General features: G+C 62.3%; 23 protein-coding genes. 9 read left to right on the top strand and 14 right to left on the bottom strand.

Translation table 11 applies throughout. The annotated features are described in order from the left end of the window. Nucleotides 1-12 precede the first annotated feature (12 nt). The 5 genes from BM416_RS05290 to BM416_RS05270 all read left to right on the top strand — a co-directional run bounded on the left by BM416_RS05290 (nt 13) and on the right by BM416_RS05270 (nt 4,854). Nucleotides 13-492 (top strand): YbaK/prolyl-tRNA synthetase associated domain-containing protein, encoded by a 480-nt coding sequence (locus tag BM416_RS05290; protein ID WP_016964635.1) that lies wholly within the window; start codon nt 13-15, stop codon nt 490-492. 404 nt (nt 493-896) lie between these two features. After that, nucleotides 897-2,000, top strand: coding sequence for a non-hydrolyzing UDP-N-acetylglucosamine 2-epimerase (gene wecB / locus BM416_RS05285; protein WP_256577452.1), 1,104 nt, complete (start codon nt 897-899; stop codon nt 1,998-2,000). After that, entirely contained in the window at nt 1,997-3,103 is a 1,107-nt protein-coding gene (locus BM416_RS05280; RefSeq protein ID WP_175539035.1) for a glycosyltransferase family protein, read from the top strand. Before wecB ends, BM416_RS05280 begins: the two co-directional genes overlap by 4 nt. Continuing rightward, nucleotides 3,081-3,992, top strand: coding sequence for a glycosyltransferase family 2 protein (locus tag BM416_RS05275; protein ID WP_092486270.1), 912 nt, complete (start codon nt 3,081-3,083; stop codon nt 3,990-3,992). The genes BM416_RS05280 and BM416_RS05275 overlap by 23 nt, the downstream gene beginning before the upstream one ends. Next, nucleotides 3,985-4,854: an NAD(P)H-binding protein gene (locus BM416_RS05270; protein ID WP_092486267.1), complete on the top strand. Its 870-nt coding sequence runs from the start codon at nt 3,985-3,987 to the stop codon at nt 4,852-4,854. Before BM416_RS05275 ends, BM416_RS05270 begins: the two co-directional genes overlap by 8 nt. Here BM416_RS05270 and BM416_RS05265 read toward each other — a convergent pair whose 3' ends face one another. From BM416_RS05265 to BM416_RS05235, 7 genes are read right to left on the bottom strand one after another with little or no spacing between them, the layout of a single operon-like run. Continuing rightward, nucleotides 4,855-6,924 (bottom strand): glycosyltransferase, encoded by a 2,070-nt coding sequence (locus tag BM416_RS05265; RefSeq protein ID WP_092486264.1) that lies wholly within the window; start codon nt 6,922-6,924, stop codon nt 4,855-4,857. A 13-nt stretch (nt 6,925-6,937) separates the two neighbouring features. Next, the gene (locus BM416_RS05260; RefSeq protein ID WP_256577451.1) at nt 6,938-7,915 is read right to left on the bottom strand and encodes a class I SAM-dependent methyltransferase; all 978 of its coding nucleotides are present in this window, start codon (nt 7,913-7,915) and stop codon (nt 6,938-6,940) included. 19 nt (nt 7,916-7,934) lie between these two features. Next, complete coding sequence (locus BM416_RS05255; RefSeq protein WP_092486261.1) at nt 7,935-10,091, bottom strand: glycosyltransferase; 2,157 nt, start codon at nt 10,089-10,091, stop codon at nt 7,935-7,937. Nucleotides 10,092-10,102: 11 nt separating this feature from the next. After that, entirely contained in the window at nt 10,103-10,807 is a 705-nt protein-coding gene (locus BM416_RS05250; RefSeq protein ID WP_092486259.1) for a 2OG-Fe(II) oxygenase family protein, read from the bottom strand. Then, nucleotides 10,800-12,122 carry a polysaccharide pyruvyl transferase family protein gene (locus tag BM416_RS05245; protein WP_092486256.1) on the bottom strand — a complete coding sequence of 441 codons (1,323 nt, stop codon included), beginning with the start codon at nt 12,120-12,122 and terminating at the stop codon, nt 10,800-10,802. Before BM416_RS05245 ends, BM416_RS05250 begins: the two co-directional genes overlap by 8 nt. Beyond that, on the bottom strand, nt 12,119-13,387 hold the full coding sequence (locus tag BM416_RS05240; RefSeq protein WP_092486253.1) for an ABC transporter ATP-binding protein: 1,269 nt from the start codon (nt 13,385-13,387) through the stop codon (nt 12,119-12,121). Before BM416_RS05240 ends, BM416_RS05245 begins: the two co-directional genes overlap by 4 nt. After that, a complete protein-coding gene (locus tag BM416_RS05235; RefSeq protein ID WP_092486250.1) occupies nt 13,377-14,192 on the bottom strand; it encodes an ABC transporter permease in 816 nt (271 codons plus the stop codon). The genes BM416_RS05240 and BM416_RS05235 overlap by 11 nt, the downstream gene beginning before the upstream one ends. A gap of 259 nt (nt 14,193-14,451) precedes the next feature. Here BM416_RS05235 and BM416_RS05230 point away from each other — a divergent pair, with 259 nt between their 5' ends. Beyond that, a complete protein-coding gene (locus BM416_RS05230) occupies nt 14,452-14,910 on the top strand; it encodes an Hsp20 family protein (RefSeq protein WP_027603994.1) in 459 nt (152 codons plus the stop codon). Between the two features lie 53 nt (nt 14,911-14,963). On the opposite strand, the gene BM416_RS05225 is transcribed toward BM416_RS05230, so the two are convergent. The 3 genes from BM416_RS05225 to BM416_RS05215 form a co-directional block, all read right to left on the bottom strand. Next, on the bottom strand, nt 14,964-16,241 hold the full coding sequence (locus BM416_RS05225) for a cation:dicarboxylate symporter family transporter (RefSeq protein ID WP_092486247.1): 1,278 nt from the start codon (nt 16,239-16,241) through the stop codon (nt 14,964-14,966). Nucleotides 16,242-16,336: 95 nt separating this feature from the next. After that, nucleotides 16,337-17,545 (bottom strand): pyridoxal phosphate-dependent aminotransferase, encoded by a 1,209-nt coding sequence (locus BM416_RS05220; protein WP_092486244.1) that lies wholly within the window; start codon nt 17,543-17,545, stop codon nt 16,337-16,339. An 11-nt stretch (nt 17,546-17,556) separates the two neighbouring features. After that, nucleotides 17,557-18,219: an RraA family protein gene (locus BM416_RS05215; protein WP_092486241.1), complete on the bottom strand. Its 663-nt coding sequence runs from the start codon at nt 18,217-18,219 to the stop codon at nt 17,557-17,559. A 122-nt stretch (nt 18,220-18,341) separates the two neighbouring features. Between BM416_RS05215 and BM416_RS05210 the strand changes: the two genes are divergently transcribed. Together BM416_RS05210 and BM416_RS05205 are read left to right on the top strand one after the other, a co-directional pair. After that, the gene (locus BM416_RS05210) at nt 18,342-19,238 is read left to right on the top strand and encodes a LysR family transcriptional regulator (protein WP_092486238.1); all 897 of its coding nucleotides are present in this window, start codon (nt 18,342-18,344) and stop codon (nt 19,236-19,238) included. Between the two features lie 64 nt (nt 19,239-19,302). Then, complete coding sequence (locus BM416_RS05205; RefSeq protein ID WP_092486235.1) at nt 19,303-20,358, top strand: NAD(P)-dependent oxidoreductase; 1,056 nt, start codon at nt 19,303-19,305, stop codon at nt 20,356-20,358. Nucleotides 20,359-20,385: 27 nt separating this feature from the next. Here BM416_RS05205 and BM416_RS05200 read toward each other — a convergent pair whose 3' ends face one another. The 4 genes from BM416_RS05200 to BM416_RS05185 all read right to left on the bottom strand — a co-directional run bounded on the left by BM416_RS05200 (nt 20,386) and on the right by BM416_RS05185 (nt 25,123). After that, nucleotides 20,386-22,797, bottom strand: a complete 2,412-nt coding sequence (locus tag BM416_RS05200) for a TonB-dependent siderophore receptor (RefSeq protein WP_092486232.1) — start codon at nt 22,795-22,797, stop codon at nt 20,386-20,388. A gap of 75 nt (nt 22,798-22,872) precedes the next feature. Then, the gene (locus BM416_RS05195; protein WP_092486229.1) at nt 22,873-23,823 is read right to left on the bottom strand and encodes a FecR family protein; all 951 of its coding nucleotides are present in this window, start codon (nt 23,821-23,823) and stop codon (nt 22,873-22,875) included. Then, nucleotides 23,820-24,341 carry a sigma-70 family RNA polymerase sigma factor gene (locus BM416_RS05190; protein WP_092486226.1) on the bottom strand — a complete coding sequence of 174 codons (522 nt, stop codon included), beginning with the start codon at nt 24,339-24,341 and terminating at the stop codon, nt 23,820-23,822. The genes BM416_RS05195 and BM416_RS05190 overlap by 4 nt, the downstream gene beginning before the upstream one ends. A gap of 140 nt (nt 24,342-24,481) precedes the next feature. Beyond that, entirely contained in the window at nt 24,482-25,123 is a 642-nt protein-coding gene (locus BM416_RS05185) for a TetR/AcrR family transcriptional regulator (protein WP_092486223.1), read from the bottom strand. Nucleotides 25,124-25,245: 122 nt separating this feature from the next. On the opposite strand from BM416_RS05185, the gene BM416_RS05180 reads away from it, so the two are divergent. Then, nucleotides 25,246-26,457 carry an MFS transporter gene (locus tag BM416_RS05180; RefSeq protein ID WP_092486220.1) on the top strand — a complete coding sequence of 404 codons (1,212 nt, stop codon included), beginning with the start codon at nt 25,246-25,248 and terminating at the stop codon, nt 26,455-26,457. Nucleotides 26,458-26,517 lie beyond the last annotated feature (60 nt).

Raw genomic sequence — 26,517 nt, 5'->3', positions numbered from 1 at the left:
GAGGAAAACTACATGCATCCCATGTTCGATCGCCTCGTGGCATTACTCGATGCCCGCTCAGCCTCTTACCGAGTGTTGATGCACGATGCCGAGGGCCAGTCGGCGCGGGTCGCCGAAATCCGTGGCACCGAGCCCGGCCAAGGCGCGAAGGCCATGCTTTGCTCCCTCAAGGGCCAGGCCGGTCCCTATGCGCTGGTGATACTGCCGGGCGACCAGAAGCTGGACATGAAGAAAGTCGGAGCGGCCCTGGGCGGGAAAAAAGCCGAGCTGGTGAAGGCCGAAACCGCCATGGAACTGACCGGGTGCCGGATCGGCGCCATCCCTCCTTTTGTTTTCGATGAGCGGATTCAATTGATCGTCGATCCGGCCTTGACCACAGGCTACGCCGAAATAGCCTTCAACGCGGGGCGGCTGGATGCGTCGATGGTGCTCGATACGCAGGACTATCTGGCGATCGCCATGCCTCGATTGCTGGATATCAGCCAGGCCTGAGCAGGCGTTTTCACAGACGCTGCAAAAAAACTGATAGCCGCCTTGGCCTGTTATGCACTGTAACTGGCCGGTCTTCAGGCTCGAACGACGGGTCGGTCACGTCATTTCCAGAGCACCCGCATCAGGCATGAACCGGTGCGCTCATTCCCTGGCGTAGATTTGCGGGAATTCCTCGGGACCAGACCGTCCTTTAGTCCATCCACCGTGCAGGTATTGCAGTCTGTGTCTATGCTGCAGTATGGGTGTCGAGACCCGCTATGAACCTGTCTCGACGCCGCACTCTCGCTGTCCGCAGTCCGGACTTCACCATTACAGCATCAAAACAGCACAGCGGAATGTGCGTGAGCATGAGCTTGAACGCCTGAGCGATTCAGCCACTTATCGAATAGGGAAATAGGCTTGGTGTGTCGGTAAAAAAAATTCTTTGCGTGGTTGGAACGCGTCCCGAAGCGATCAAAATGGCCCCGGTCATTCTGGCCTTGAAGCAGCAGGGCTGGGTCGATGTGCGTGTGGTCGCCACGGCACAACATCGCGACATGCTGGATCAGGTCCTGGCGTTTTTCGGCATCGAGCCCGATATCGACTTGGACGTCATGCGACCCAATCAAACCTTGGCCACCCTGACCGGGCAGTTATTGCTCAAGCTGGATGTTGTCCTGCTCGAAGAACAGCCCGATGCGGTGCTGGTGCAAGGCGATACCACCACGGTGATGGCCTGTGCCCTGGCCTGTTTTTATCGGCGCATACCGGTGGGGCATATTGAGGCCGGCCTGCGCACCTGGGATCTGCAGCATCCGTTCCCCGAGGAAGCCAACCGGGTCATTGCCGGTAAATTAGCGCACTGGCACTTCGCGGTAACGCAAGGCACTCGGCAAAACCTGCTGAACGAAGGCGTAGCCAGTGAGGACATTTTCGTCACGGGCAACACGGTGATCGATGCCCTGCTCATGACCGCGGCCAGTGAGGTGGAGATCGGCCTTGATCTTGATCCGAGCAAGCGCCTGGTGCTGGTGACGGCCCATCGCAGGGAGCATTTTGGCGCGCCGTTTCTCGACATCTGCCGAGCGCTGCGCACCCTTGCCGAGAACAACCCTGGGGTTCAGTTTCTCTACCCTGTGCACCCGAACCCGAATATCCAGGACGTCGCCCAGGCGTGCCTGGCAGGCATACCGAACTTCAGGCTGTGCGCGCCGCTGGGTTACGCGGCGTTCATCGCCGCCATGAAAGCTGCGTATTTCATCCTGACCGACTCAGGAGGCGTCCAGGAAGAGGCGCCGGCGCTGGGTAAGCCGGTGCTGGTCATGCGGGATGAAACCGAGCGCCCGGAAGCGGTGGAGCAGGGCAGCGTCAAACTGGTGGGTGCCAACTATGAACGTATCATCGAGCAGGCGCAGCGCCTGCTTGACGAGGAGTCGGCCTACCGTGGCATGGTACGAGGTGTTTCGCCCTACGGCGATGGGCAGGCTGCCGGGCGTATCGTGAAGGTCCTGCGCGAGCACTTTTCTTGAAGCGCCTGGTATTTCTCTCGCCGTTGCCCTGGCACAGCTTCGCCCAGCGGCCGCACAAGTTTGTCGATTGGGTGCACAGCCGCACAGGGGCGTCGGTGCTATGGGTTGATCCTTATCCCACGCGGCTGCCCAGGTGGAGCGATCTCAAGGCGGCTGCGCCCTGCGCGCAAACGCGTCCACCCAGCGGCACGCCGTCATGGCTCACGTTGATCAAGCCGGGTGGTCTACCGATAGAACCTCTACCGGGCTCGGGCTGGGTGAACCGCTTTTGCTGGCGGCATGCATTGAGCAGGATCGATCAATTCACCCACGCCTCCCCAGCCTTGCTCGTGGTCGGCAAGCCCTCGGTCCTGGCACATCTGTTGTTGCAGCGGCTTCGTCACTGCGCGTCCTTGTATGATGCGATGGACGATTTCCCGGCGTTTTATACCGGCCTCTCGCGATCGGCCCTGGCGCGCCGTGAGCGGCTGATCGCCCAGCGCGTGGACGTCATCTGGACGTCGAGTTCCGTGCTCGACGCACAGTGGCGGCGTTATCGCAACGAGGTGTGCCTGGTGCTGAATGGCCTGGACTTGGCGGCGATCTCTGCCGTAAAGCGGGCGTCGACGTCATCGAGTCGAAAGGTTTTTGGCTACGTGGGCACCCTGGCCACCTGGTTTGACTGGGCCTGGGTGGCGGCTTTGGCCGAAGCCAGGCCCAACGATGAAATTCGTTTGATGGGGCCGATCTTCGGCGCCGCGCCCGCGCACTTGCCGAGCAACGTAGTGGTGTTGCCTGCCGATAATCATGGCGCGGCGTTGGCCGCCATGGCCGAGTTCGACGTGGGCTTGATTCCTTTCAAAAAGACCCTGCTCACCGCGTCGGTCGATCCGATCAAGTACTACGAATACCGCGGCCTGGCATTGCCGGTGATCTCGACTGATTTCGGCGAGATGCATGGCCGTTCAGGGCTGCCGGGTGTTTTCATCAGTCACTCGCACAGCGATATTGCCGGGCTGGCCGAGGCCGCCTTGCAGTGTGAGCGCAATGCGGACGAAGCCCGTGCATTTGCACTGCAGCACTCATGGGAAGCGCGTTTTGATGCCGCCACGCTTCATCCATGACTGCGACGTGATCGTCGTCAACTACAACGTCGGCACGCTGCTCGGCGAATGCGTGGCGTCGGCCTTCAGGGAAGGCGCGCGGCGGGTGATTGTGGTGGACAACGCTTCGACTGACGGCAGCCTGGCGTACCTGGATGAGTGCCCGGCCGATACCCGCCTGAGCATCATCCGGAATCAGCGGAATATGGGCTTTGCCTCGGCCTGTAATACCGGTGTGGGGGTGTCGAGTGCCGGCGCATTGTTGTTCCTGAACCCGGATTGTGTCCTGCTGCCGGGCTCATTGCAGGGCATGATGGAAGCGCTGCACGCGGATGCAGCCACGGGCATGGTGGGGGGCTTTCTATGCAACCCCGATGGGTCCGAACAGCCGGGCGGGCGCCGGGTGTTTCCGACCCCCAGGAGAGCATTCGTCCGGGCTTTTGGCTTATCGCGCCTGGATGGAGTGTTTCCCACGCTGTGCGCCGACTTCCTGTTGCATCGTGAGCCGCTGCCCTCCGAGCCCGTCGCGGTGGAGGCCATTTCCGGTGCCTGCATGCTGGTCAAGTGTGAAGCGTTGAAGTCTGTGGGCCTCTGGGACGAAGGCTATTTTCTGCATTGCGAGGATCTGGACTGGTGCATGCGCTTCAAGCTCAAACAGTGGCGCGTCGTGTTTGTGCCACAGGCGCGCGTCATGCACTGGCGGGGCGCCTGTAGCCGGAATCGACCGTTTTTTGTCGAGTGGCACAAACACCGAGGGATGGTGCGGTTCTACGCAAAGTTCTTCAGGGTCAACTACCCCAAGGGGTTGTGGTGGTGGGTGGTCCTGGGGGTGTGGCTGCGCTTCGGTTTGGTCTGCATCTACCATGGATTCAATTGGTTGCTGGGACGATCCCGGAGTGGGCATGCCTGAGGTCACGGTCGGTGTGCTAGGGGCCAGTAGCCTGGTAGGCCGATGCCTGCTTGCGTTGCTTGTGCGCGAACAGTTCAAGGTCGTCGCTTTTTCCCGCCAGCCCCGGCACGGCAGCGACAGTGACACGGTCAGTTGGCAACGACTTCCTGAGGCGGGTGTAAGCGCGTATGCCGCGCCGATTCCCTACTGGATCTGCGTGGCACCGATTTGGGCGCTGCCGCAGCATTTTGCGCTGCTGCAGGCCTGCGGAGTGCGCAAAGTCGTGGCCCTGTCTTCCACCAGTCGCTTTAGCAAAAGCCACTCCGTCGACTCCGCAGAGCGGCGCCTCGCCAACCTGTTGGGCGATGCCGAGGCGCGTGTTGAGCAGTGGGCGCAGGACCACGGGGTGCGCTGGGGCATCCTGCGTCCGACCTTGATCTACGGCCAGGGCCGCGACAAAAACATCACCGAGATCGCGCGCTTTATTCGGCGCTTCGGCTTTTTCCCGCTGTTGGGTGGCGCGATGGGGCTGCGTCAACCCGTGCATGCCGAGGATGTGGCGAGCGCCTGTGTGCGTGCGTTGCAGGCACCCCAGGTGTGCCGCCATGCCTACAACCTCAGCGGCGCAGAAACGTTGCCCTATCGGGAGATGGTCTCCCGCGTGTTCACCGCGCAGAAGCGCCGCCCGCGTTTTCTCACGGTGCCGCTCTGGGTGTTCCGGATGACGTTGTGGCTGTTGCGAGTACTGCCACGCTACCGCCATTGGTCGGCGGCGATGGCGCAGCGCATGAACCAGGACCTGGTGTTCGAGCATACCGAGGCTGCCCGGGATCTTGGCTTCGCGCCCAGGGGATTTTTATTGTCACAGGACGACCTGCGTTAGTTACTCATATTCATGGGGCACCCACGGGCCCCACTTGGCTTCATAGATCGCCTTGTTGCGCTCGAACAGGGCTTGGCGTTCATCCCGGTTCATGAGCGCGAACGATGCCGAAAGCTGGTGATGGATAAACACATCGCGGGCGCAGGCATTCACCAGGCCGGCGTGTTCGACACGTCGGCAGTAGTCGTCATCCTCGAAGAATCCACGGCCATAGACTTCGTCGAGCGGGCCGATTCGCGTGTAGGTACTGCGCGGCATCATCACGCAGAAGAACGCCAGCGTCGGCAGCCGGACCACCTCGCCAAGGTGGCGGCGGGTAAAGCGCCGAGCCGCTTGTGGCATGTCTGCGAGGTCGGTGTAGTCGATGTCGATCCTGGCCTGGTTACCGATGTTGTTGGTCACCGGGCCAATCAGGCCAAGCTCGGGATTGCGTTGTAAATGGCGGCGCAAGGTACTCGCCCAGCCGCTGGTAACCTGCGTGTCATTATTGAGTAGCACCAGGTACTCACCGTTGGCGATCGCCAGGCCCTGGTTGTTCGCGGCGGCGAAACCGCGGTTGTCGGTGTTGAGTACGATCGTCTGGCCGCTGTCGGCCGCCCATTGCGAGAGAAATTCAGCGGTGCCATCACTGGATGCGTTGTCCACCACGATGATTTCCAGTTCAGGCCCCTCGCTGTCGTGCTCGAGGCTGTCCAGGCACGCCCGCGTCAGCGCCAGGTTGTTGTAGGTCACGACGATCACGCTGATGCGTGCCGCGTGGTCGCGGCGTTCGGCCAGGGTGATGAGCGCATCGGCGCGGTGTGTCCAGGTTTGTCGGGCAGCGAACGCCTGACGCTGGGCAATCTGTTCGGTCGTCGTTGGCAGCAATGCCCGCGTGATCGCGGCAATGAACGCCGGGCCGTCCCGGCCGACCTGCACCAGGGAGCCGAATTGTTGCATTTCTGGCAGGTCGACCGAGACCACCGGTTTTCCGGCACTCAGGTACTCGTAGACCTTGACCGGGTTGGTAGCGAGCGTCAGTGCCGTGATGTGAAACGGCACGATGCCCACATCGAAGCCATGCAGGTAATAGGGCAGGGTGGCATAGGGCACTTCGCCGGTGAATTCTACGTTCGCATAGCCACTCAATTGCGCCCGCGCGCCCACCGTATCGGCGCCGATCAGCAGCACCAGATGCTGTGGAAACGCCTCGGCGATGCGGGCGACGAGCGCCTGGTCGAACCAGTGTGCAATGGCGCCGTAGTAGCCAATCACCTTGCGTTGCAAGCGATCCCGGTAGATCGAGGCCGGTGGGGTGCAGAACCGGGTGAAGTCGGCGGCATTGCGCAGGATGGCGCGGGTTTCATTGGCCTGGGCCGGCCATTGCTCGGCCAACCAGTCGGAGGTGAACAGCCGAACGTCCGCATTGCGCACCAGCCGTTGCTCCAGCTGCAGGATGCTCGGGCCGTTGTCGCCGAAGCCTTGATGATGGTCCATGCAATCGTAGATCAATCGGCTGTTGGGTAATTCACCGGCGATGTCGCACCAGAAAGGGTGCTGCACCAGCGAAATGACCCGGGCAGAGCCGGCCCAGAGGAGTACCTCGCCAATACTGCGGCACAGCTGCCGAACCTGCGCGGCGTCAGGCGCTGCGGTGTAGATCAGCGGTGCACCACGGGCGAACAGCTTGACCTGGAACAACCGCTGCGTCTGCTCCAGCGACTCGAGTTCAAAGCCGGCTTGGGGGGCGTGTATCAACGAGGCCGATACGTAGATGACCCGCCGCCCGGTGGCGCTCAGCGCCTGGGCCAGTTGTTGCGGGCGCTGGTGGCGCAAGTCCCAGTCGATAGCGCCCCAGATAATGTAATCCGCCAGCCCGGCCTGCTGTGGCTGGGGCGCTGGCTGAGGCGACGGCGCTGGGTCGGCGAAGGTTTTCATCGGTTGCAGTACGCCGCGCAGTGCGCGCACAGCGGGCAGCAGTGCCCGTCGGTAGATGACTGCCAGGAGTTTTTTCGCGCTGGCCGGCAACGGCAGCCGGTGATACACCGCGCGCCAGCGCTGCCGGCCAGATGAGCGTCGCTCGATCAGCATGGGCGGGGCGACCTCATCCGGACGTTTTCGGCGATGCGGCGACCACCACAAAGTCGCTTTTCAGCGTGCCCGACTCGATCAGCCCGTCTTCGATGTCGAACAACATCTGCAGCACCCTGAGGGACTGCGGGTTGTCCGCGGTGAAGTTGCCGGCGATACCGTGCAGCAGAAACTGCAGCAGCGAACCGCCGCAGAGGTTCAGCGCACGCACATCAAAGTGCTCCTGCACCACCTGCAGAATATCTGCCGACCGCACGGCTTCCGACGGGTCGACTTTCACCACCTCGGCGGGGTCGGGCAGTGGCACGACCTGTTGAACCTGGCCGTATGAACCCTTCACGAATGAGCGGCGCAAATGCTCGGGAATCAAGCCGAACGCATGGCTGATGGCCGCCCTTTGCTGGGCATCAAAGGCAAAATGATTGGCCCCGACATATTCATTGAAAAACAGCCAGCCGCCGGGTTTCAGGCTATGGCGAACCCGCTGGCAGACCACTTCCAGCTCGCGGATATGGTGCAGTGAGCCATTGAACCAGACCGCGTCGTAGTGATTGCCCGGCAGGTCAGTGCGTTCGATATCACACAGGGCGTACTGGATCGTCGACGCGCCCATCGCCAGCGCCTCGGCTCTGGCCACCTCGAGGGCGGCAGGCGCTATATCCACGCCGTCACAGTGCTCGAACGCCTTGAGCCTGTAGAGTTCGCGCTCCAGGGTGCCGGTGCCGCAGCCGATGCTCAGCATCCGTGTGCCTGGCGCCGGGTTGCCGAGAAACTCCTTCAGGCAGTACTGCACCCAGCCCGGATGGCCGCTGCCCGCCGTTGCCTTATGCTGATGGCGGCGTTGTACGGTCGGTACCGCCAGCCAATAGACATCCGCAGAAAAGGCATCGGAGCCGGCCATGTTTTCTGACCAGTGATCTGCCGTGACTTGCTTGTCGGCGCGGATCCCTTCGCGCTTGCCGTTGAGCTTGTGCATGATTCGCTTGAACACGGTGTCTTCCTTTGGTTGGTCAAGGGTTACCCGATTTGCGCTGCGGTTCAGGGCGCGTCCATGTGCCCCATTTGCTTTCAAAGTACGCCTGGTTCTTGTCCCACAGCGCTTGATACTCGCCGCTGGCAATCAGCTTCTTGAAGGACGCCTGCCCGTAGTGGTGGATAAAGGCATCCTCGGCGCACACCGTCCTGAGGCCGGCCGCCTGGATGCGCCGGCTGTAGTCATCGTCTTCGAACATGCCGATGCCGAACGCCTCATCCAGCCAACCGATGCGTTCCAGCACCTCGCGGCGCATGGCCACGCAGAACATGGCGAGCATGCTGATATCGAAGGTGCGACCGCGATGCCGCGCGACGTGCTGATCGGCGAAGGCCTCCATGTGTTCGAGGCCGACGTAGTCGACGAGCACTTTCGCTTCGTTGCCTACCGAGTTGGTCATCGGGCCGACCAGGCCAATCTGCGGGTCTTGCAGGTGGCGCAGCAACGGGTCGACCCAGCCCTTGGGCACCACCGTATCGTTGTTGAGCAGCACCAGGTATTCCCCGGTCGCCAGGCGCAGCCCCTGGTTATTCGCGGCGGCGAAGCCCAGGTTGCGGTCATTGAGCACCAGGGTGACGTTCGCGTGGGTGCGGCCCAGGTAACGCAGGTAGTTGCGCGTGTCGTCCGAGGACGCATTGTCGACAATGATCAGTTCGTAATCGGGGTACGTGGTGTTGCGCAACAGGCTTTGGATACAGCCCTGGGTCAGTTCGACGTTGTTGTAGGTAACGATCACGATCGACACTTTCGGGTGCAAGGACTTCAGCGCACTGAGGTTGGCGTCGAAGCGGTGGCGCCAGTCATTGGCGCTGGCGAGTGCCACGCGCCGGCTGGCAGCCTGGGTATCGGTTTCGTTCAGGGCGCGCTCGATCTGCTCGATGAAGGCCTGCGGTTCGCTGGCGAAATACACGAAATCCGCGTAGATCTGCATTTCTTCCAGTGGCACCGACACCACCGGTTTGCCCGCGCTGATGAATTCGTAGAACTTCACCGGGTCGACCGCATGGGTCACGTTATACAGGCGAAACGGGATCAGGCAGACATTGAAGTGGTAGAGGTACAACGGCATCTGTGCATAGGGCTTCCTGCCGAGTAAATGCACATTGGGCAGGCGGTTCAGGCCGGCCAGGTCCTTGACGAAAATGTCGCCGATCAACACAAAGTTCCAGTCCGGCCGCAGCCGGGCGATGCTCGCGATCAAGGGCAAATCGACCCATTCGGCCAGGGCACCGTAGAAGCCGATCAGCGGCCGCTCGATCTCCGCCATCAAGGGGTTGGGCACACAATTGCGCTCGAAGAACTCGACATCCACGCCATTGCGCAGCAACAGGCAGTTGCGGCTCATCGCGGCCCATTTTTCCTGCAGCAGCGCGGCGGTGACCGTCACCAGGTCGGCGTCTCGGACCAGGGTGTGTTCTTCCTCCAGCAACGTCGCGCCGATCCCCGGAAAGCCCACCCAGTCATCCATGCAGTCGTACTGGATTTTCCAGCCGTGGGTGCCGCGCAACCGATGCGCGAGCGTAGACCAGAACGCCAGGTGCACCACGCTGACTGCGGTTTTTATGCGCCAATCCTTGGCCAGCGCATCGATTGCGTTGGCGTAGGTTTGCAGGTGTTTTTCCGACATACGCTGGGTGTAGCAGTCTACGAACTCGTCGCGCTGCAATGTCACCTCGAATACCCCGGGTGCCACTTCCAAGGTGCTGTAGGCCTGGCCAGGCTCGGCGCTGCGGGAGGGCATGATGTAGAACACGCGGTGGCCGTGACGGGCGAACTGGCTCATCAACTGCTGGGGCCGCTGGAAGCGTGCGTCCCAGTCGATGTTGGCGAAGCAGAGGATGTCGAAGCGCGCCTCTGGTGATGCTGAATCAGCCGATGGCGACAGTGTGTTTTTCGATGCAGTGTGCAACGGCAGATATTGCCCGTGCAGGAAGTCGGGCGTGTCGGCTTCTGTGTGCGGCGCCCGATACCTCAACCAATGCAGCAGCGCCCGCAAGGGCTTGGTGATCCGCCACGAGCGGGTATTTTTCAACATGGCGATGTAGGCCAGCGCCGCGTCTCGCTCCCTGATGGCCGCATCGCGTTCCATGCGAACGCTTTCGCGCTCAAGGGTGGCCAGAGTGTCCTTATCCATGATGCCGTCCTTCACGAAAACCTTGTGTTGTGCTGTTCGCCGTAAGCGTGCAGAGGTGTCGGGTCGTCGTCCGGCCACATCGAGCTGGTAGAGCCGGGGCGGTAAAACGTCACCGTCACGCTGCGCCTGGAAGAACGACAACCCTCGACCACCCGTGAAACCGCATGCCAGGAGTTGTCGGCGCGCACCAGAATCGCCGAGTTGCCGACCTCGGGCGTCACTTGTGCGACGATATCGGTGGGCCTGGCAGAGCCGAGGATCTGCAGGCAGCCGCCATCGGCGGGGTCCCAGGTCTGATTGAAGTACAAAATGTGCGTGACCAGTTTGTCGTCCAGGTCCGGGTGCGGCCCGAGGTTGGCCCCGGGGCCGTAGTGGAACAGGTTGGCCTCCATGGGGACCTCGGTCACGTCCACCCCGGTCAGCGCGGAGAGGGCCTGGCGGTACTGCGGTGAACAGAGGCTGTGGGCCAGAGCCAGCCATTGCGGGCTCAAGGCTTGTGGATTGACCACTTCGTGGCTGCCCATGGCGATCAATTGCCGCGCCTCGTATTCGTAGTCCTTGGCCCCGCCGTAGCCGGAGACCGTCTTGAAGTGGTCGTGCGGGTAGGTTTCGGCCAGCGCCTTGGCATCGTCGGGGGTGTAGAGCGCACCGATTTGCGCCCAGGAAAAAGGCACGGTCTGCAGGCGGTGGGCCGTCAGTTTGCTCAGGTCAATCATGTCGAAGGGCTCCCAGCCATTTGTTCAGGGTTCGGCGCAGATGGCGCAACGGCGCCGTCAGCTTGAACGAGTTGGAGCGGTACAGCTTTTCCAGTGCCTGTTGATGTTGCTCGCGTTCGTGTTGCCGCTCGGCGGCCTGGCTTTCGAGGAGTGAGTGCAGGTCTTCGAGAACACCCGGCAAGGCTTGCCAGTAGCGGTTGAGCGCGGGCTGCGTGGGCCTGCGACCTGCGCGGATCAACTCGGCCACGCGGTCCCAATGTGCGTCGATCTGTACCATCGCGTCGGCGGTGACCTGGGACACCGGCTGCTTGCCCAACTGTGCGCGAAACCACTGCGGATCAATCGGCTGGTCCCGGCGTAATTGGAATATTCGCCCATGGCTCGGCAGCGCAGTGTATTTGCCAGTGCCCAGGTCCGCCGAGCAGAAGATCGGCACACCAAAGGCCAATGCACTGATCGCCAGGTGGTAGCTGTGTCCGATTACTCCTTCGGCATGGGCCAGCAGTTCTGCCAGCAGCAGGGGCTCTGGCCAGAAGGGCAGGCAACGCGCGCGCGCAAGGCCGTCGCCCAGTACGGATTCGTGATCGCCCAGTACCGGCCCTATGGGCAGCAGCAGCAGTTGCACGTCCTCGAACTGCCCGGCGTGGGTTCGCCACAGCTGCAGGAAGCTGTCCAACCCCCACATTGCATGCACCACCAGATAGGGTTGAGTCAGGCCGGCGCTGCTGCACAGCTCCAGGAACGGGGCAGAAGGCGATTGAGGGTCGAGCAGGCGTGGCAGGCCAAAGGCCGTGTCGGGAAGCACCTCGACCTGGGCCGTCGGCGACAGTTGGGCCAGGGCCGCTTGGGACAGCGCATCGCGTACCCTGATGTGCGGGCTGTGTTCGAGGGTCAGTTGCACCAGCGGTGCGGCCCACGGCGGGATGTCGTTGCAATGCATGCCCGGTGCATTCCAGATCAACGGGGTGCCATGTTGCAGCGCAATCAGCGCGGGCGTCAGCCAGTAGCCGGTAGGGTGGTGAATGGCGGCATCCGGGGGGTAATAACCGCTGGCCACCAGCTTGTCGAAACGCACAATGAAACCACCGCCGATCAACACCCCATCCAACTGACCCGCGATGTCCGGCAAACGGGTCAGCGAGGTGACCTCGTACGGCCATTCGGGCGGCGTTTTCCCGTGATAGGAAAACCGGTGCAGCGTTATCGCCCCCAGGCGCCGGGTTAATTCCGCCTCAGCGAGGATGGGAAACAGCAAGTCGCCATAGTTGGCGACATCGAATGTGCCGAAGATCCCGACCTGCCACTCTCGGCTCATTGCCGCACCCCCGGTTCATTCGTGTGAGGGGCAGGACCGGCCTCTATTCCCAGATCGACGAACCCAAGGAATTCCCGGGTGCCCGGCAAGGTGTCGAACGCCAGCAGCGCTACCTGTTTCTCGATAAGCTGCGCGGTTTCTTCGAGGTGGCCGTTCATCAGTTTCAGCGTGATGTGGTACTTGCCCGCCACAAGGTTGGCGGGGAAGCGGACGTTGAGCGTCGCCTTGCGCCAGCCGTCGTGCGCTGCCTCCGGGTGCAGCGGCAGGTTGGCACCGCCGATCACCAGCAGCCGGGCCTCCTGGATCGTCACGCTGAGGGTCGGCAACTCGATGCTGTCGCGCACCCGGGTTTCGATGCACAGGTGGATGGTCTCGCCATACACAAAGCTTGAATACAGGCCGTCAGTGTTGGTAAAGCAGGCCGCAACGATATGCCCCTCATCGGTGCCAAAGGCGATGCCAGCCTGTTGGGCAAGGAACGCCTTGGGGGCGACCGCCACCGCGCCGCCGCTGGCCCAGCGACGCTGTTCGTCACGCATCTCCAGCAGGTAGAGTTCGGCCATTTCTTCGGGAGAGCCACTGGCGCGCACCTGGCCTTCGCGCAGGTAAATCACCCGATTGCAAAAGCGTTTGACCATGCCCATGTCATGGGACACGAACAGCAGCGTCGTGCCTTGCTGGGTGAGCGCTTCCAGCCGATTGAGGCACTTGAACTGGAAGGACGCGTCGCCCACTGCCAGGGCTTCATCGACGATCAGGATGTCGGGGTCCACGCACACCGCGACGGCAAAGGCCAGGCGTACCAGCATGCCGCTTGAATAGGTCTTGGTGGGGTGGTCGATGAAGTCGCCAATATTGGCAAAGTCGGTGATCTGGGCAAAACGAGCGTCGATTTCCGCGCGACTGAGCCCCAATACCGCACCGTTCATATAGACGTTTTCACGCCCGGTGAAATCGTGATTGAAGCCCGATCCCAGCTCCAGCAACGCCGCCACGCGGCCATGGCTCTCTATGCTGCCGGAGGTGGCACTGAGCGTGCCGCAGATCAGTTGCAGCAGCGTCGATTTGCCGCTGCCGTTGCGACCAATGATCCCTACCGTTTCACCTTTGCACAGTTGCAGCGACACGTCCCGCAGTGCCCAGAACTCGCGATAGAACTGCTTTTTGCCGCGAGACAACAGCTGCCACAGGCGATCCCTGGGCGTGTCATAGATGTGATAGCTCTTACTCAGGTGGGCCGTTTGTACGGCGATGTCAGAGCACATCGGCAAATCCTTTGCGGGTTTTCTGGAACCAGCTGAACCCCAGCCAGGCGATACCCCCGGCCACCAGCAGGCCGCAGGCCCAGGTGAAAGGGTCCGGTACCACGCCCCAGAACAGCACGTCCCGGGCCTGTTCGACCATCAGGGTGAGCGGGTTGAGGTGAAGGATGCCCTGATAGGCTGGCGGAAATGCGCTGGTCGGGTAAAAAATCGCCGAGACAAACATCAATGCCGTGGTCAGCACGCCCACCACCTGGCCGACATCACGCAGGTAAACCCCCAGCGCTGCCAATAGCCAGGTGACTCCCAGTGTGAAGAGCGCCAGCGGCAATAACACCAGGGGCAGCAACACACTGGTCAGGGGCGGCCAGCCGAAAAATACCAGGTGGAAGACCAGCCAGATCACCAGGCTGGCCAGGGTATGGAACAACACGGCGCCCAGCACCACCCACGGCAGGATCTCGAGGGGGAACACGACTTTCTTGACGTAGTTGGCATTGGCGATGATCAGGCCCGGCGCACGTCCCACGCATTCGGCGAACACGTTGAACACCAGCAGGCCGGCAAACACCAGCAGCGCAAACTCGGTGCGCGAACCGTCGCCCGCGGGCCAGCGCAGCTTGAACATCACGCTGAACACGAAGGTGTAGACCAGCAACATGAATAGCGGGTTAAGGAACGACCACAACAGGCCCATGATGGAGCCTCGATAACGCCCAATAACTTCCCGCTGGACCATGGAAAACAACAACTCCCTGTGTCGCCACGGGCTGGAAAACATCCCTGCCCGCGCGTTTGTTTCACTCATGCAGCGATTCCCATTGCCAGTGCAGTGCGACCGTAAGTCTAGTCAGCAATTGCCGTTTAGCTATGTGGCGTCAAGTGATTACTTGATCGAGGGGGCGTGGGCCCTGTCGCGCCAGCCTGTCTTCAGGTGATCAGCGCACCGGATAAATTTTTTTGTGATGACGCTTGAAATTTTTACCCCTGAACCTACTTAGGTCTTACGCGATGCCGAATGCGGGTCGCGTGTCAAATCACTTGGAGAAAACTCAGGAGATTTTGCAATGGCTACTACTCTTTCGTTGGCCCCACTGTTCCGTCATTCCGTCGGCTTTGACCGCTTCAACGACCTTTTTGAATCGGCGCTTCGCAGCGAGGCCGGTACCACCTACCCACCTCACAACGTCGAAAAGCACGGTGAAGATCACTACCGGATCGTCATCGCGGCCGCAGGCCTGGTGGAGGATGACCTGGAAATCCAGGTGGAAAAAGGCGTGTTGACCGTCGCCGGCGGCAAGCGCGAACACGATGAGGGCATCACCTACCTGCACCAGGGCATCGCCCAGCGCGCGTTCCGTTTGTCGTTCCGCCTGGTCGACCACATTGAAGTGCAGGGCGCACAACTCGCCAACGGGTTGCTGAGCATCGACCTGCTCAGGGTGGTACCGGAGGAAGCCAAGCCTAAGCGCATTGCGATTGGCGGTGCTGCCAAGGCCGAGGTGAAATCCATCAGCGAGCAGTAAGGCTGGAATGAATAAAGGCGCTCTTCGGAGCGCCTTTATTCGTAGCGTTCATATTATAGCGAGGGAAGATTTCTCCCACTCGACTCATGCCCAGCCCGCCCCTCATGCCCCTCCCACTTGGCAATCACCAACGGCGCCAGCGCATTGCCCAGCACGTTCAGCGCTGTGGTCGGCATCTCCATCAAGCGATACACCCCAGCGATAAACGCAATGCCTTCCAGCGGCAAACCCGCGCTGGCGAGGGTGGCCGAGAGAATCACGAACATGAATCCCGGTACTCCGGCAGCCCCCTTGGAGGTGAGCACCATGGTCACCACCAGCAAGGCCTGATCGCCCAGGCTCAAATCAATGCCGTACAACTGCGCGACGAACAACGTGCCGATGCCGAGGAACAGGGAAGCGCCGTCGAGGTTGAACGAGTAACCCACCGGCACCACAAAGCTCACCAGTGAAGGGGGCACGCCGTAGGTTTCGAGTTTTTTCATCAGTTGCGGCATCACCGCCGCCGAGCTGGCGGTGGAGAAGGCCAGCACCAGTTCATCCTTGATATGGCGCATCAGCGCGAACAGGTTGATCCCGCACACGCGCGCCACCAGGTTGAGCACCACCAGTACGAAGAAGGCGATGGCCACATAGCTGACCATGATCAGCTTGGCCAGCGGCAGCAATGAGCTGAAGCCGAAGTTGGCCACGGTCACGGCGATCATGCCGAACACGCCGATGGGCGAGTAGGCCATGATCATCGAGGTGACCTTGAACATTGCGTCGCTGACGCCGCGCAACAGCGCGATGACCGGGTCCTTGCGCTCGGCGGGCAAGCGCGCCACGCCCAGGCCGAACATCACTGCAAAAAACAGCACCGACAACAGGCTGCCCTGGGCCATGGCGTTGACCACGTTGTCGGGGATGATGCCGACAATGATTTGCCCCAGGCTATGACCGGCGCCGTTGCTGGTGGGCAGGGTGATATTCGCCGCGTGCAGGCTGGAGAGTTCAGTGCCGGCGCCGGGCTTGAGCAGGTTACCCATGACCAGGCCGATGATGATCGCCAGGGTGGTGATGCAGAAAAAATAGCCCAGGGATTTCACCCCGATACGCCCCAGGGATTTGCCGTCACCGTGGCCGGCAATGCCCACCACCATGCAGGCAAACACGATGGGCACCACGATCATTTTCATCAGCTTGATAAAGATATCGCCCGCCGGTTGCAGGAGATTGTCCACCAGCCACGGCCGGGATTCGGGAAAGCGGTGCAGCAGGGCACCAATGGCGATACCGGCGAGCAAGCCGATCATGATTTGCCAGACCAGCGCGATACGGGGCGTGTGCATGGGAATGCCTCATTTGAGATCAATGATTTTTAAGTTGTTGTTCTAGGCAGTCAAAAGGCGGCCGTCCGCTGGTCGCCGGGTGTTGCGGGTGGCCGTCAGCGCAGGTCGTGGCATGCGTCTTTGAGGCGACGGCACCCTTCTTCGATCACGTCCAGGGCGCTTGCGAACGACAGGCGCACATACGGCGACATGCCGTAGGCCGCGCCGCTGACCGTGGCCAGGCCGTAGTCGCGCAGCAGGTAGTCCACCAGTTGGGTGTCGCTGTCGAGGCGATCACCCTGGGGAGTGAGCTTGCCCATCAGGCCGCTGACGTTGGCGAACACATAGAACGCGCCATCGGGCGGGATGATGCTCAGGCCGGGAACGTCGGCCAGTCGCTCCAGCATCAATGTGCGGCGTTGCTGATACTCCTCGCGCATCGCGGCAATAGGCGCCTGGTCACCGGCAAATGCAGCCACGGCGGCGGCCTGGCTCACTGAGCTGGGGCAGGTGGTGGTCTGTGACAGCAACTTGGCGATGGCCGCGATCAGCCACGCCGGCCCGGCGCCAAAGCCCAGGCGCCAACCGGTCATCGCATAACCCTTGGACGCGCCGTTGACGATCAGCGTGCGTGGCTTGAGGTCGGGCGCCAGGCGTGTCAGCGGCACATGTTGGGCATCGCCGTAGACGAAGTGTTCGTAGATCTCATCGGCCATGACCAGCACATGGGGATGACCACGCAATACCTGCGCCAGGGCCAGCAGCTCGGCTTCGCTGTACACCGCGCCGCTGGGGTTGTTCGGGCTGTTGAGGATCACCCATTTGGTGCGTGGGGTGATCGCCTCTTCGAGGGCGGCGGGCGACAGCTTGAAACCCAGGCGTTCATCGCCCGGGATGATCACCGGCGTGGCATCGTTGAGCCGTGCGATGTCCGGGTACGAGACCCAATACGGCGTGTGCACGATGACTTCATCGCCGCGATTCAAGGTGGCGGCCAGGGCGTGATAAATGATGTGCTTGCCGCCGCAACCGGCGACGACTTCATCGAGGCCATACACCAGATCATTGTCGCGCTGCAGTTTCAGGCAGATGGCCTGGCGCAGCGCGAGGGTGCCGGTGGTGGCCGTGTAATGGGTGTCACCGCTGTGCATCGCCAGGCTGGCGGCCTCGAGAATGTGCGCCGGGGTGTCGAAGTCCGGCTCGCCCACGGTGAAGTTGACGATGTCGCGGCCCTGGGCGCGCAACTCGGTGACCAGGGCGTTGGCGGCAATGCTGGGGGAGGGCGCAATGCCCAGGACGCGGTCCGACAAAAAGGCAGTGCTCATCTCGGACTCCTTCACGCCAGACCAGCGTTGTTCAGGGCCTTGTCGATCCAGCTCTGGCGCACCGCACCGCTGGCGATCTCTGCCTTGACCGCTTCTTCATGCTCGGCATGTTGCGCGGCACGGCGCAGCACTTCGGCGGCGTCGGCCTGGGAGAACGCGACCAGGCCGTCTTCATCACCCACCAGCAGGTCGCCGGGGTTGATCACCATGCCGCCGATGGACACCGGCACGTTCACTTCGCCGGGGCCGGTCTTGTACGGGCCGGTATGCACCACGGCGCGGGCGTAGCAGGGGGTGTCCTCGAAGCTGGCGACATCGCGAATCGCGCCGTCGATCACAAACCCCACGCAACCGCGCTGTTGGGCATACAGCTTGATCAACTCGCCGATCACCGCGTTGTTGGTGTCGCCCTGGCCGTCCACCACCAGCACATGGCCGGGTTGCAGCAGGCTCATGGCCTTGTAGATCAGCAGGTTGTCACCGGGGCGGGTCTTGACCGTGATTGCCGTGCCCACCAGCTTGCCGCTGCGGTTGTAGCGGGTCAGGCCACGGGCGCCGATATGGCGGCCGAGGTTGTCGCTGATATGCGGGGTGACGACATGGGCAAACGCCTCGACCAGTTCGGCCGACGCCATGGGCGCGTTGGGAAGGATGCGTGAACCGGGCAAGGACATGGCAAATCTCCAGAATTGTTGGATAGCGATGGGCTATGGCCGGATCTTAGGAGTGATGACGGGAGAGTTTTAGCGATATTTTATGATGTGATAGCATCGCTTTTTCTCATGAGTTTGCCGCCATGATCACCTTCAAGCAAATCGATGCGCTGTATTGGATCGCCGAACTCGGCAGCTTCGAAGCGGCGGCGAACAAGCTGAACATGTCTCAGTCGGCCATCTCCAAGCGCATCCAGGAGCTGGAAGACACCTTCGACGTCGAGATTTTCGACCGCAGCAAGCGCAACGCCCGGCTGACGGAGAAGGGCGGTGAGCTGCTCGACTATGCCCGCGACCTGCTCAACAGCCGCGACCAACTGCTCGAACGGGTCAGCGCCCGCCAGGTGCTGGTGCGCCGTTTTCGCCTCGGCGTCACCGAACTCACCGCCTTGACCTGGCTGCCGGCGCTGGTGGAAGCGTTGCGCCAGGCCTACCCCAAGGTGCAGATCGAACCGTCAGTGGAACTGAGCAGCGAACTGTTTCGCAAGCTGGAAAGCGACCAACTCGACCTGGTGATTGTGCCGGACGTCTACAGCGACCCGCGCTTCCATAGCACCGTCCTGCAAAGCGTGGAAAACGCCTGGATCTGCGCGCCTGGCCTGATCCCCCATCCCGACCCCGTCAGCCTGGAAGTGCTGGCCGACTACACCGTGCTGACCCAGGGTTCGCAGTCGGGCACCGGGCTGATCTACGAGCGTTGGCTGGCCGCGCACAATGTGCAGATGCCGCGCACCCTCACCAGCCATAACCTGCTGGTGCAGGTGGGGTTGGCGTTGTCGGGGATCGGCGTGAGTTATTTGCCCAAGGCGTGTTTGTCCCACCTGATCGAGCACGGTGCATTACGCGCGCTGGTCACGCAGCCGGAGTTGCCGAATATCCAGTATGTAGCGTTGCATCGCGTGGATCGGCAGTTCGGCTTGAATCAGGACGTGGCGCGGATGGCGCAGGTGTGCTGCGATTTTTCGCGGTTGTTGTTTTAGAGCAAGTGTGGCGCGATGCTAGTGTATTGGTGCGGTTGAACACCCTTTAAAGAGGCTCACAGGTATGGCATTCACCACCCTGATACTGGATGCACCCGGCCCGCCGTTGCTGTTCGAGGAAGTCGACCGATTTCTCGAGTTGGGCCTGGTCGTTACCCTGAATCTCTACTATTTCACCGATAAACACAGTATCCGCGAGCACTATGGCGAGCGCATCCGGTACACCGAGATCAATGGCCATGACAGGCAAGCTTTCATCGACGCCGTGACCCAGGCCGGGGGGTATAGCGTGTTCAAGACGCGCCTGAATATTCCCATTGAGCGCGAGCTGATCCGCGCCGCTGCATCACCGGCCCTGCCAACGCCGCTGCGCGCCATCGCCCAGGCGGGTACAGGCGTTAACCATATCGACCGGCAAGAGGCCGAACGGTGTGGCGTGAGCGTACTCAACACGCCGGGCTCCAACGCGGCGGCGGTGGCCGAATATGTCATCGCCCAGGCGTTGTTTTTATCCAGGGACCTGGACCACTACAACGCCGAAACGCACAACGGTCGCTGGTCCAAGGGCACCTTGGCGCCAGGCCTCGAGTTCGGCGAACTCACGCTGGGGATGGTGGGCACCGGCAGCATTGCCCAAGCCGTCGCACGCAAAGCGGGTGCGCTCGGTATCAAGGTCATCGCCAGCGGTTCAGAGCGTTTTACGCAGCAGGTCGCGCACAGCCTTGGGCTTGAGCGACGGCAAACCCTCGAGCAATTGCTGGGGGAGGCCGACGTGGTGTCTATCCACGTACCGCTGACACCGCTGACCCAAGGCCTGTTCGGCCTTGCCCAGTTCAGGCAGATGCGCCAAGGCTCGATACTGATCAATACCGCTCGCGGCGGCATCGTCGACGAAGCCCAGTTGGCAAGCTTCATGACCGCGTTTCCCAGGCATATAAAAGCGGTTGCCATCGATACCTTTGTCCACGAAAAAGACCGCTTTGACTCGCCACTGGCGGGCATCGGCAATGCCCAACTGACACCGCATATCGCCGGCAGCACGACGACGGCGATCCGTAAGGCTTCACGGCAGATTGTCGACAAGATCCACGCGCTCAGCCTGGCTGCGGACCCAGGCTGACCATTGCCGAGCCGCTGCTGGCGCGCCTTACCAGCGATACGTCAACGAACTGACCAACTGTCGCTCATCGCCATAGCGGCAAATCGCGAATTCGCAGTAGGTGTAGCGCTTGTTGGTGACGTTATTGGCGTTCAGCGCGACTTCCCAATGCGGGTCGATCTCGTAGCTGGCGCGGGCGTCGTAGAGGGTATAAGCGGGCATCGATGACGGCACGCCGGAGGCCTGGGTGGTGCCTTTGTAGCGGGCGCCGCCGCCGATGCGCAGTTGCGGGATGCCGAGCGCCGCCAGGCGGTAATCGGCCCAGAGGGCGGCCTGGTGGTAGGGGGTGTCTTCGCTGCGCTGGCCGATTTCGCTGGCGATATCGCTTTTGGTGATGCGTGCGTCGATGTAGGCGTAGGACGAGATCAGGCTGAGGTTGGGGGTGACTTCGGTTTTGGCTTCCAGCTCGAAACCACGGGAGCGCACTTCGCCGACCTGTACCGAGAAATTGAGGTCGGTGCGGTCCTGGCTCAGCACGTTTCGCTGCTCCAACTGATACACCGCTGCACTCAGCAGGGTGGCGCTGCCCTCGGGTTGATAGCGGATGCCGATTTCATATTGCTTGCCTTCGGTGGGCACAAAGCTTTGTCCCGCCTTGTCGGTGCCGGCCACGGGGAAGAACGATTCGCTGTAGCTGATGTACGGTGCCAGGCCGTTGTCGGCCTTGTACACCAGCCCCGCGCGCCAGGTGGTGGCTTCATCGCTCTGGCTGCTCTTGGCCGAATTGCGGAACAGTTCGGTGTCCTGGTCGGCCCAGTCATGGCGGCCGCCCAACAGCAGAATCCAGCGTTCGTCGAATTTGATCTGGTTCTGGAAGTAGATGCCTTTTTGCAGGGTGTCGATCTGCGAGCCACGGTCGGTCGCGGGGTTTTTATTGACCACCACCGGCTGGCCGTAGTTGTAGGTCGCCAGGTTCAGCGACGGTGCGTTGCCACGGAAGTTGTGCGAATCGTAACTGGTGTCGTAGCCATCGAAACCCAGCAGGAAGGTGTGCTGCCAGTCGCCGAACTGCCATTTGCTCTCGATATGGGTGTCGCTGGCCAGGCCCCGCGAGCGTTCCTGGCGGTCGCTGTATTGGCGCCGCAGCAGGCCGGTGGTTTGTGCGGTGCCGATGTTGGTGCCGGCGATGTTGACTTGCAGGTAACGCCACGTCACATCCGACTGGTAGTAACGCAGCTTGTTGCTGATGCGCGTGTGTTCGTCGAAGCGATGTTCGAACTCATAGCCCAGCGCCGACATCTCGCCGTTCATTTCGTCGTAGTCCGGCTCGCCGATAAAGTCGTGGCGGCCGATCTGGAACCGGCCTTCGCCGACGCCTTTGGTCAACTGATAGGGCAGGGGCGCGGAGAAGCCGGTTTCGGTCTTCTGGTAGAACGACAGCAGGGTCAGTGAAGTGTCGTCATCGGGCCGCCAGGTCAGGGCCGGGGCCACGTAGATCTTATCGTTGTTGATATGGTCGGCGGCGGTGTCGCTCTTGCGATCGAGCAGGGTCAGGCGGTAGCTCAAGGTGTCGCTGTCGCCCAACGGGCCGGTGAAGTCCGCGGACAGTTGCTTGCGGTCGTTCTGCCCGGCTTGCAGGTTGATCTCGTGGTAGGGCGTCTGGCTGGGGCGCTTGCTCACGGTATTGATCAGGCCGCCCGGCGACAGCTGGCCATATAGCACCGACGCCGCGCCGCGAATCACTTCCGCACGTTCCAGGCCATAGGGTTCCTGCACGCCGTCGTAGGAATTGTTCTGCAAGCGCAGGCCGTCGCGCAGGGAACCGCCGGTGGCCGATTCCACATCGAAGCCGCGAATGCGAAAGCGGTCCGAGGTGCGGTTGAAGCTGGTGGGTTGGCTGGTGAAGCCCGGGGTCAGGTCGAGGGTCTGCGACAGGGTTTCCGATTGGCGGTCGCGGATCTCGTCGCTGGTGACCACCGACAGCGACTGCGGGGTTTCGATGATCGGCGTGTCGGTCTTGGTGGCGCTGAGGTTGCGCGTGGCGACATAGCCCTGGACGTGATCGGTGCTGCTCTCTTCGATCCGTCCGGTGATCGACGTAGGGCCCAGTTCCAAGGAGCCTGTGGTGTCGATCGGCACCAGCACGTAGCCATTGGCGCCTTGCACCGCCTGCAAGCCACTGCCGCGTAGCAACTGGGCAAAACCCTGGGCTACCGGGAAGTCGCCTTGCAGGCCGCTGGTGTTGAGGCCGGCGACGGTTGTGCTGTCGAACAACAGCGCCACATGGGCCTGCTGGGCGAACAGGTTCAGCACAGGTCCCAGGGGGCCGGCGGCAATGGCATAACGCGCCGCCTCCTGCGCCGCCACCGGGCTGCACACGCCTAAGCTCAGCGCAGCCAGGCTGGCCAGGTTGATCGCCAGGGCGAGGGGTAAGGGAGAACGCTTGAGGTGGCGGGGCATGGAAGAAATTCCTGTTATTGAGGTGCTTTCTTCCTTGACGGGGCAGGCGTGAAAAGCGGAACCCGGCAGGCGAAACTATTTTTCCAGGCGTTCGACCTGCAACCACAACGGGCTGAACGCGCGGATACGCACCGGCAGGCCGTCGGCAATCAATTGCAGGGCGCGCCGCGGGTTATCCAGCGGCAACACCGCGGACACGCGCAGGTCGGCCAACTGCTGGCGATCGAACTGTACGTGGCCGCCGTACTGGCGCGCGAGTTCGTCGAGCACCTCCGGTAACGGCCGGTCCTGCACCACCAATTGATGGTGTTTCCAGGCGTCGTCCGTGGCGCGTGGGTCGATCTTGCCCAACAGCGTGACCGCGTCCGGGGTGATGCGTGCCTGTTCGCCGGCGCTGACCTGGACTGCGTCATGCCGGCTGGCGTCGGTGGCGGCGACGGTGGATTCGAGCATACCCAGCAGTGTGCCCGGTGCTTCGCGCTTGACCGTGAAGCGCGTGCCGAGGGCGCGCATCTGGCCGTCGTCGGTCACCACCGTAAACGGCCGCGTCGCATCATGGGCCACTTGCACGAGGATTTCGCCGCGCAGCAAGCGCACCTGGCGCTGCTGGCCGTTGAAAGTCAGGTCGACGGCGCTGTTGCCGCCGAGGGTCAATTGCGAGCCGTCTTCCAGGTCGACCCGCTGCCATTGCGCCGGCGCGGTGCGCTGGTCGGCCAGCCAGTAACCGGGCGGGTAGGTTCGCAGTGCCAGGGCCACCGGCAACGCCAGCAACAGGCCCAGCAGCACGCGGCCGGCCGGGTTGCGCCGACGTACCCGGGCGGCTTCCAGCGCGGCCTGCACCGGCGCCTGTTGCGGGCGCAACGCCTGCAAGCGCCCGACAAAACCCTGCAAGCGCTCAAACGCCGCCACGTGCCGTGGGTCGGCGGCTTTCCAGCGTTCGAATTGCTGTTGCTCGCGCTCGCTGAGGTTGCCTTCATTCAGGCGAATCACCCAGTTGGCGGCCTGTTGGTCGAGGTCGGCGCTCATACGTCCAACGCGTGGTTGCAGTGCATCAGTGCGTTCATCAAGTGCTTGCGCACCATGCGCTCGGAAATCCCCAGGCGGCTGGCGATGTCGCTTTGGCGCAGGCCTTCGAGGAAGTACAGCAGGAACGCCTGCCGCGCATTCAGGGCCAGGCCGTCGAGCACGAAGGCGATCTGCTCCAGCGCTTCCAGGGTGACGAGGATCTGTTCCGGCGACTGCTGGCACTGCTCCATCATCTCGACGGTCAGCGCCAGTTCCCGCAGGTAGGCCTCTTCCAGCTGGTGGCGGCGTGCGCGGTCGATAATCAGGTGGCGCGCCGTTGTGGTGAGAAACGCCCGGGGCTCGCGCATGCCACCGAGGGCATCGCGGGAGGCGAGGATTCGCACAAACGTATCGTGGGAAAGATCCGCGGCGTTATGGGGGCAACCCAGTTTTTTGCGCAGCCAGCCGAACAGCCAGCCATGGTGCTCGGTGTAGAGCGCATGGACAGCCTGGTTCAAGGGAAGGTTGCTTGCCGACATGGAAGGATACGTCTGCGGATAAGAATTATTCGCAAGATTAGCGGTGTGCCATCAGCGAAAGCAAGCGTGGCCCGCATGGAGCGCTGTATTTATATCGCCGGGGCTGAGCATCCGCTGGGTTATCCACCCATGGACGCCGGTTATTTCGAAGGTGTGCTACGGGGAGGCACCGACGACGCGGCAACATCCCAGCTCATCAGCAACTGGCTGATCGCCGCGTCGAGGGTGGCATGGGGCACGTTGTCCCGCGCCAGGATCGACACCCCCTGCAAAAAACTGTCAAACACACTTGCCATCACGGCGGGCTGGGTCTGCTGTGGCAACTGGCCCAGGCGAATCGCGCGCTCCACACACGCCACAATCCCGGCCCGGGTGCGCAGGCGCGATTGGGTCAATGCATCGGCCACCCGCGCATTCTCCGGGCTGGGCGCACTCATCACGCCCAACGCGACCATGCAGCCCTTGGGGTGCCCGTCTTCACACTGCATGCGCGCCGATTGGCGCAGCGCGGTTTCGACGGCCTGGCGCGGGGGCAGGCTTTCGTCCCACAGGCATTCGGTGACCTGGGCGTAGGTCGCCAGGTAGCGCTTTACGCACTCGTCGAACAACGCCTCCTTGGAACCGAACGCCGCGTAGAAACTCGGCGCGGAGATCCCGCCACCCAAACCCGCCTTGAGCTGGGCCAGGGAGGTGGCGTCGTAGCCATGCTGCCAGAACAGGTGCATGGCCTGTTCCACGGCGTGTTCGCGGTCGAAGGTGCGGGGGCGGCCCATTTGTGCCATGTCAGGTCTCCGGTGGGAAAGCGAGATAAATACTAGTCGATACATAAGTCGTTGACAACGTACACCGATCGCCCGCAACATTTATATCGATCAGTATCTAAGTCTTGCCCAAGGAGTTTACCGTGACCCCCTCACTCACTTTATCGGCCGCCTCCGAGCGCCTGCCCATCGGTGCCTTGCTCGCCCTGGCGATGACCGGCTTCATCTGCATCGTCACCGAAACCCTGCCCGCCGGCCTGTTGCCGTTGATCAGCGATGGCCTGGCGATTTCGCCGTCGATGGCCGGGCAGATGGTCACCGCGTATGCGCTGGGCTCGGTGCTGGCGGTGATCCCCATGACCATCGCCACCCGTGGCTGGCGCCGGCGCAATGTGCTGCTGCTGACCATCGTCGGTTTCCTGCTGTTCAACTCGATCACTGCGTTGTCATCCCACTATGGCGTAACGCTGGTGGCGCGCTTCTTTGCCGGGGTGGCGGCGGGGTTGGCCTGGAGCCTGCTGGCCGGTTACGCCCGGCGCATGGTTGCGCCCCACCAACAGGGCAAGGCACTGGCGCTGGCGATGGTCGGCACGCCGATTGCGCTGTCGTTGGGGGTGCCGTTGGGCACCTGGCTCGGTGGCCTGGTGGGCTGGCGTACCACGTTCGGCCTGATGTCGGCGGTGAGCCTGGTGCTGATCGCCTGGGTGCTGGTGAAAGTCCCGGACTACGCGCCGCAGCCCGCCCATCAACGCCTGTCGCTGCACAAGGTGCTGACCACGCCGGGCGTGCGCCCCGTGCTGGCGGTGGTGATCAGTTGGATGCTGGCCCACAACATTCTGTACACCTACATTGCCCCGTTCGTGGCGCCGGCCGGTTTGGCCGAGCGCGTGGACCTGGTGTTGCTGGTCTTCGGGATCGCTGCGTTGGCGGGGATTTGGCTCACGGCCAGACTGGTCGAACCGTTATTGCGCAACACCGTGCTGGTGAGCCTGGCGATGTTTGCGGCGGTAAGCGTGCTATTTGGTTTGCTGGGGAATGTGCCACTGGTGATCTACCTCGGCGTGGCGGTCTGGGGCCTGAGCTTCGGCGGCGCCGCGACCTTGCTGCAAACCGCCCTGGCGGATGCGGCGGGAGAGGGCGCGGATGTGGCGCTGTCGCTGAACGTGGTGGCGTGGAACAGCGCGATTGCCGGCAGCGGCGTGGTCGGTGGCGTGCTGCTGGACACCTGGGGCGTGGGCGCATTTCCGTGGGCAATGCTGGGGTTGATCGCGGTGGCGCTGGCGATTGCCTGGGCGGCGCGTGGCCACGGTTTCAGGCCCGGACGGCGCACTGCGCATGGGGCAGTGGGCCATTAACCCCTCGGCCGGGCGCAATAGGGTGTACGATCAGTGCGAATTCATCAGATATTAGCCCGA

The organism is Pseudomonas sp. NFACC42-2 (assembly GCF_900116055.1).
Lineage (GTDB): Bacteria > Pseudomonadota > Gammaproteobacteria > Pseudomonadales > Pseudomonadaceae > Aquipseudomonas > Aquipseudomonas marginalis.
Note: the sequence above shows the minus strand (reverse complement) of the source record. Positions and strands in the feature narration are given on the sequence as shown.

Bases quoted from the DNA above. Each gene is read 5' to 3' on its own strand.
- BM416_RS05250 (WP_092486259.1), bottom strand. From the start codon at position 10,807: ATGATTGACCTGAGCAAACTGACGGCCCACCGCCTGCAGACCGTGCCT.
- BM416_RS05240 (WP_092486253.1), bottom strand. From the start codon at position 13,387: ATGTGCTCTGACATCGCCGTACAAACGGCCCACCTGAGTAAGAGCTAT.
- BM416_RS05215 (WP_092486241.1), bottom strand. From the start codon at position 18,219: ATGTCCTTGCCCGGTTCACGCATCCTTCCCAACGCGCCCATGGCGTCG.
- BM416_RS05220 (WP_092486244.1), bottom strand. From the start codon at position 17,545: ATGAGCACTGCCTTTTTGTCGGACCGCGTCCTGGGCATTGCGCCCTCC.
- BM416_RS05245 (WP_092486256.1), bottom strand. From the start codon at position 12,122: ATGAGCCGAGAGTGGCAGGTCGGGATCTTCGGCACATTCGATGTCGCC.
- BM416_RS05190 (WP_092486226.1), bottom strand. From the start codon at position 24,341: ATGTCGGCAAGCAACCTTCCCTTGAACCAGGCTGTCCATGCGCTCTAC.
- BM416_RS05195 (WP_092486229.1), bottom strand. From the start codon at position 23,823: ATGAGCGCCGACCTCGACCAACAGGCCGCCAACTGGGTGATTCGCCTG.
- BM416_RS05290 (WP_016964635.1), top strand. From the start codon at position 13: ATGCATCCCATGTTCGATCGCCTCGTGGCATTACTCGATGCCCGCTCA.
- BM416_RS05205 (WP_092486235.1), top strand. From the start codon at position 19,303: ATGGCATTCACCACCCTGATACTGGATGCACCCGGCCCGCCGTTGCTG.
- BM416_RS05265 (WP_092486264.1), bottom strand. From the start codon at position 6,924: ATGCTGATCGAGCGACGCTCATCTGGCCGGCAGCGCTGGCGCGCGGTG.
- BM416_RS05235 (WP_092486250.1), bottom strand. From the start codon at position 14,192: ATGAGTGAAACAAACGCGCGGGCAGGGATGTTTTCCAGCCCGTGGCGA.
- BM416_RS05270 (WP_092486267.1), top strand. From the start codon at position 3,985: ATGCCTGAGGTCACGGTCGGTGTGCTAGGGGCCAGTAGCCTGGTAGGC.
- BM416_RS05230 (WP_027603994.1), top strand. From the start codon at position 14,452: ATGGCTACTACTCTTTCGTTGGCCCCACTGTTCCGTCATTCCGTCGGC.
- BM416_RS05210 (WP_092486238.1), top strand. From the start codon at position 18,342: ATGATCACCTTCAAGCAAATCGATGCGCTGTATTGGATCGCCGAACTC.
- BM416_RS05185 (WP_092486223.1), bottom strand. From the start codon at position 25,123: ATGGCACAAATGGGCCGCCCCCGCACCTTCGACCGCGAACACGCCGTG.
- BM416_RS05200 (WP_092486232.1), bottom strand. From the start codon at position 22,797: ATGCCCCGCCACCTCAAGCGTTCTCCCTTACCCCTCGCCCTGGCGATC.
- BM416_RS05275 (WP_092486270.1), top strand. From the start codon at position 3,081: ATGCCGCCACGCTTCATCCATGACTGCGACGTGATCGTCGTCAACTAC.
- BM416_RS05225 (WP_092486247.1), bottom strand. From the start codon at position 16,241: ATGCACACGCCCCGTATCGCGCTGGTCTGGCAAATCATGATCGGCTTG.
- BM416_RS05255 (WP_092486261.1), bottom strand. From the start codon at position 10,091: ATGGATAAGGACACTCTGGCCACCCTTGAGCGCGAAAGCGTTCGCATG.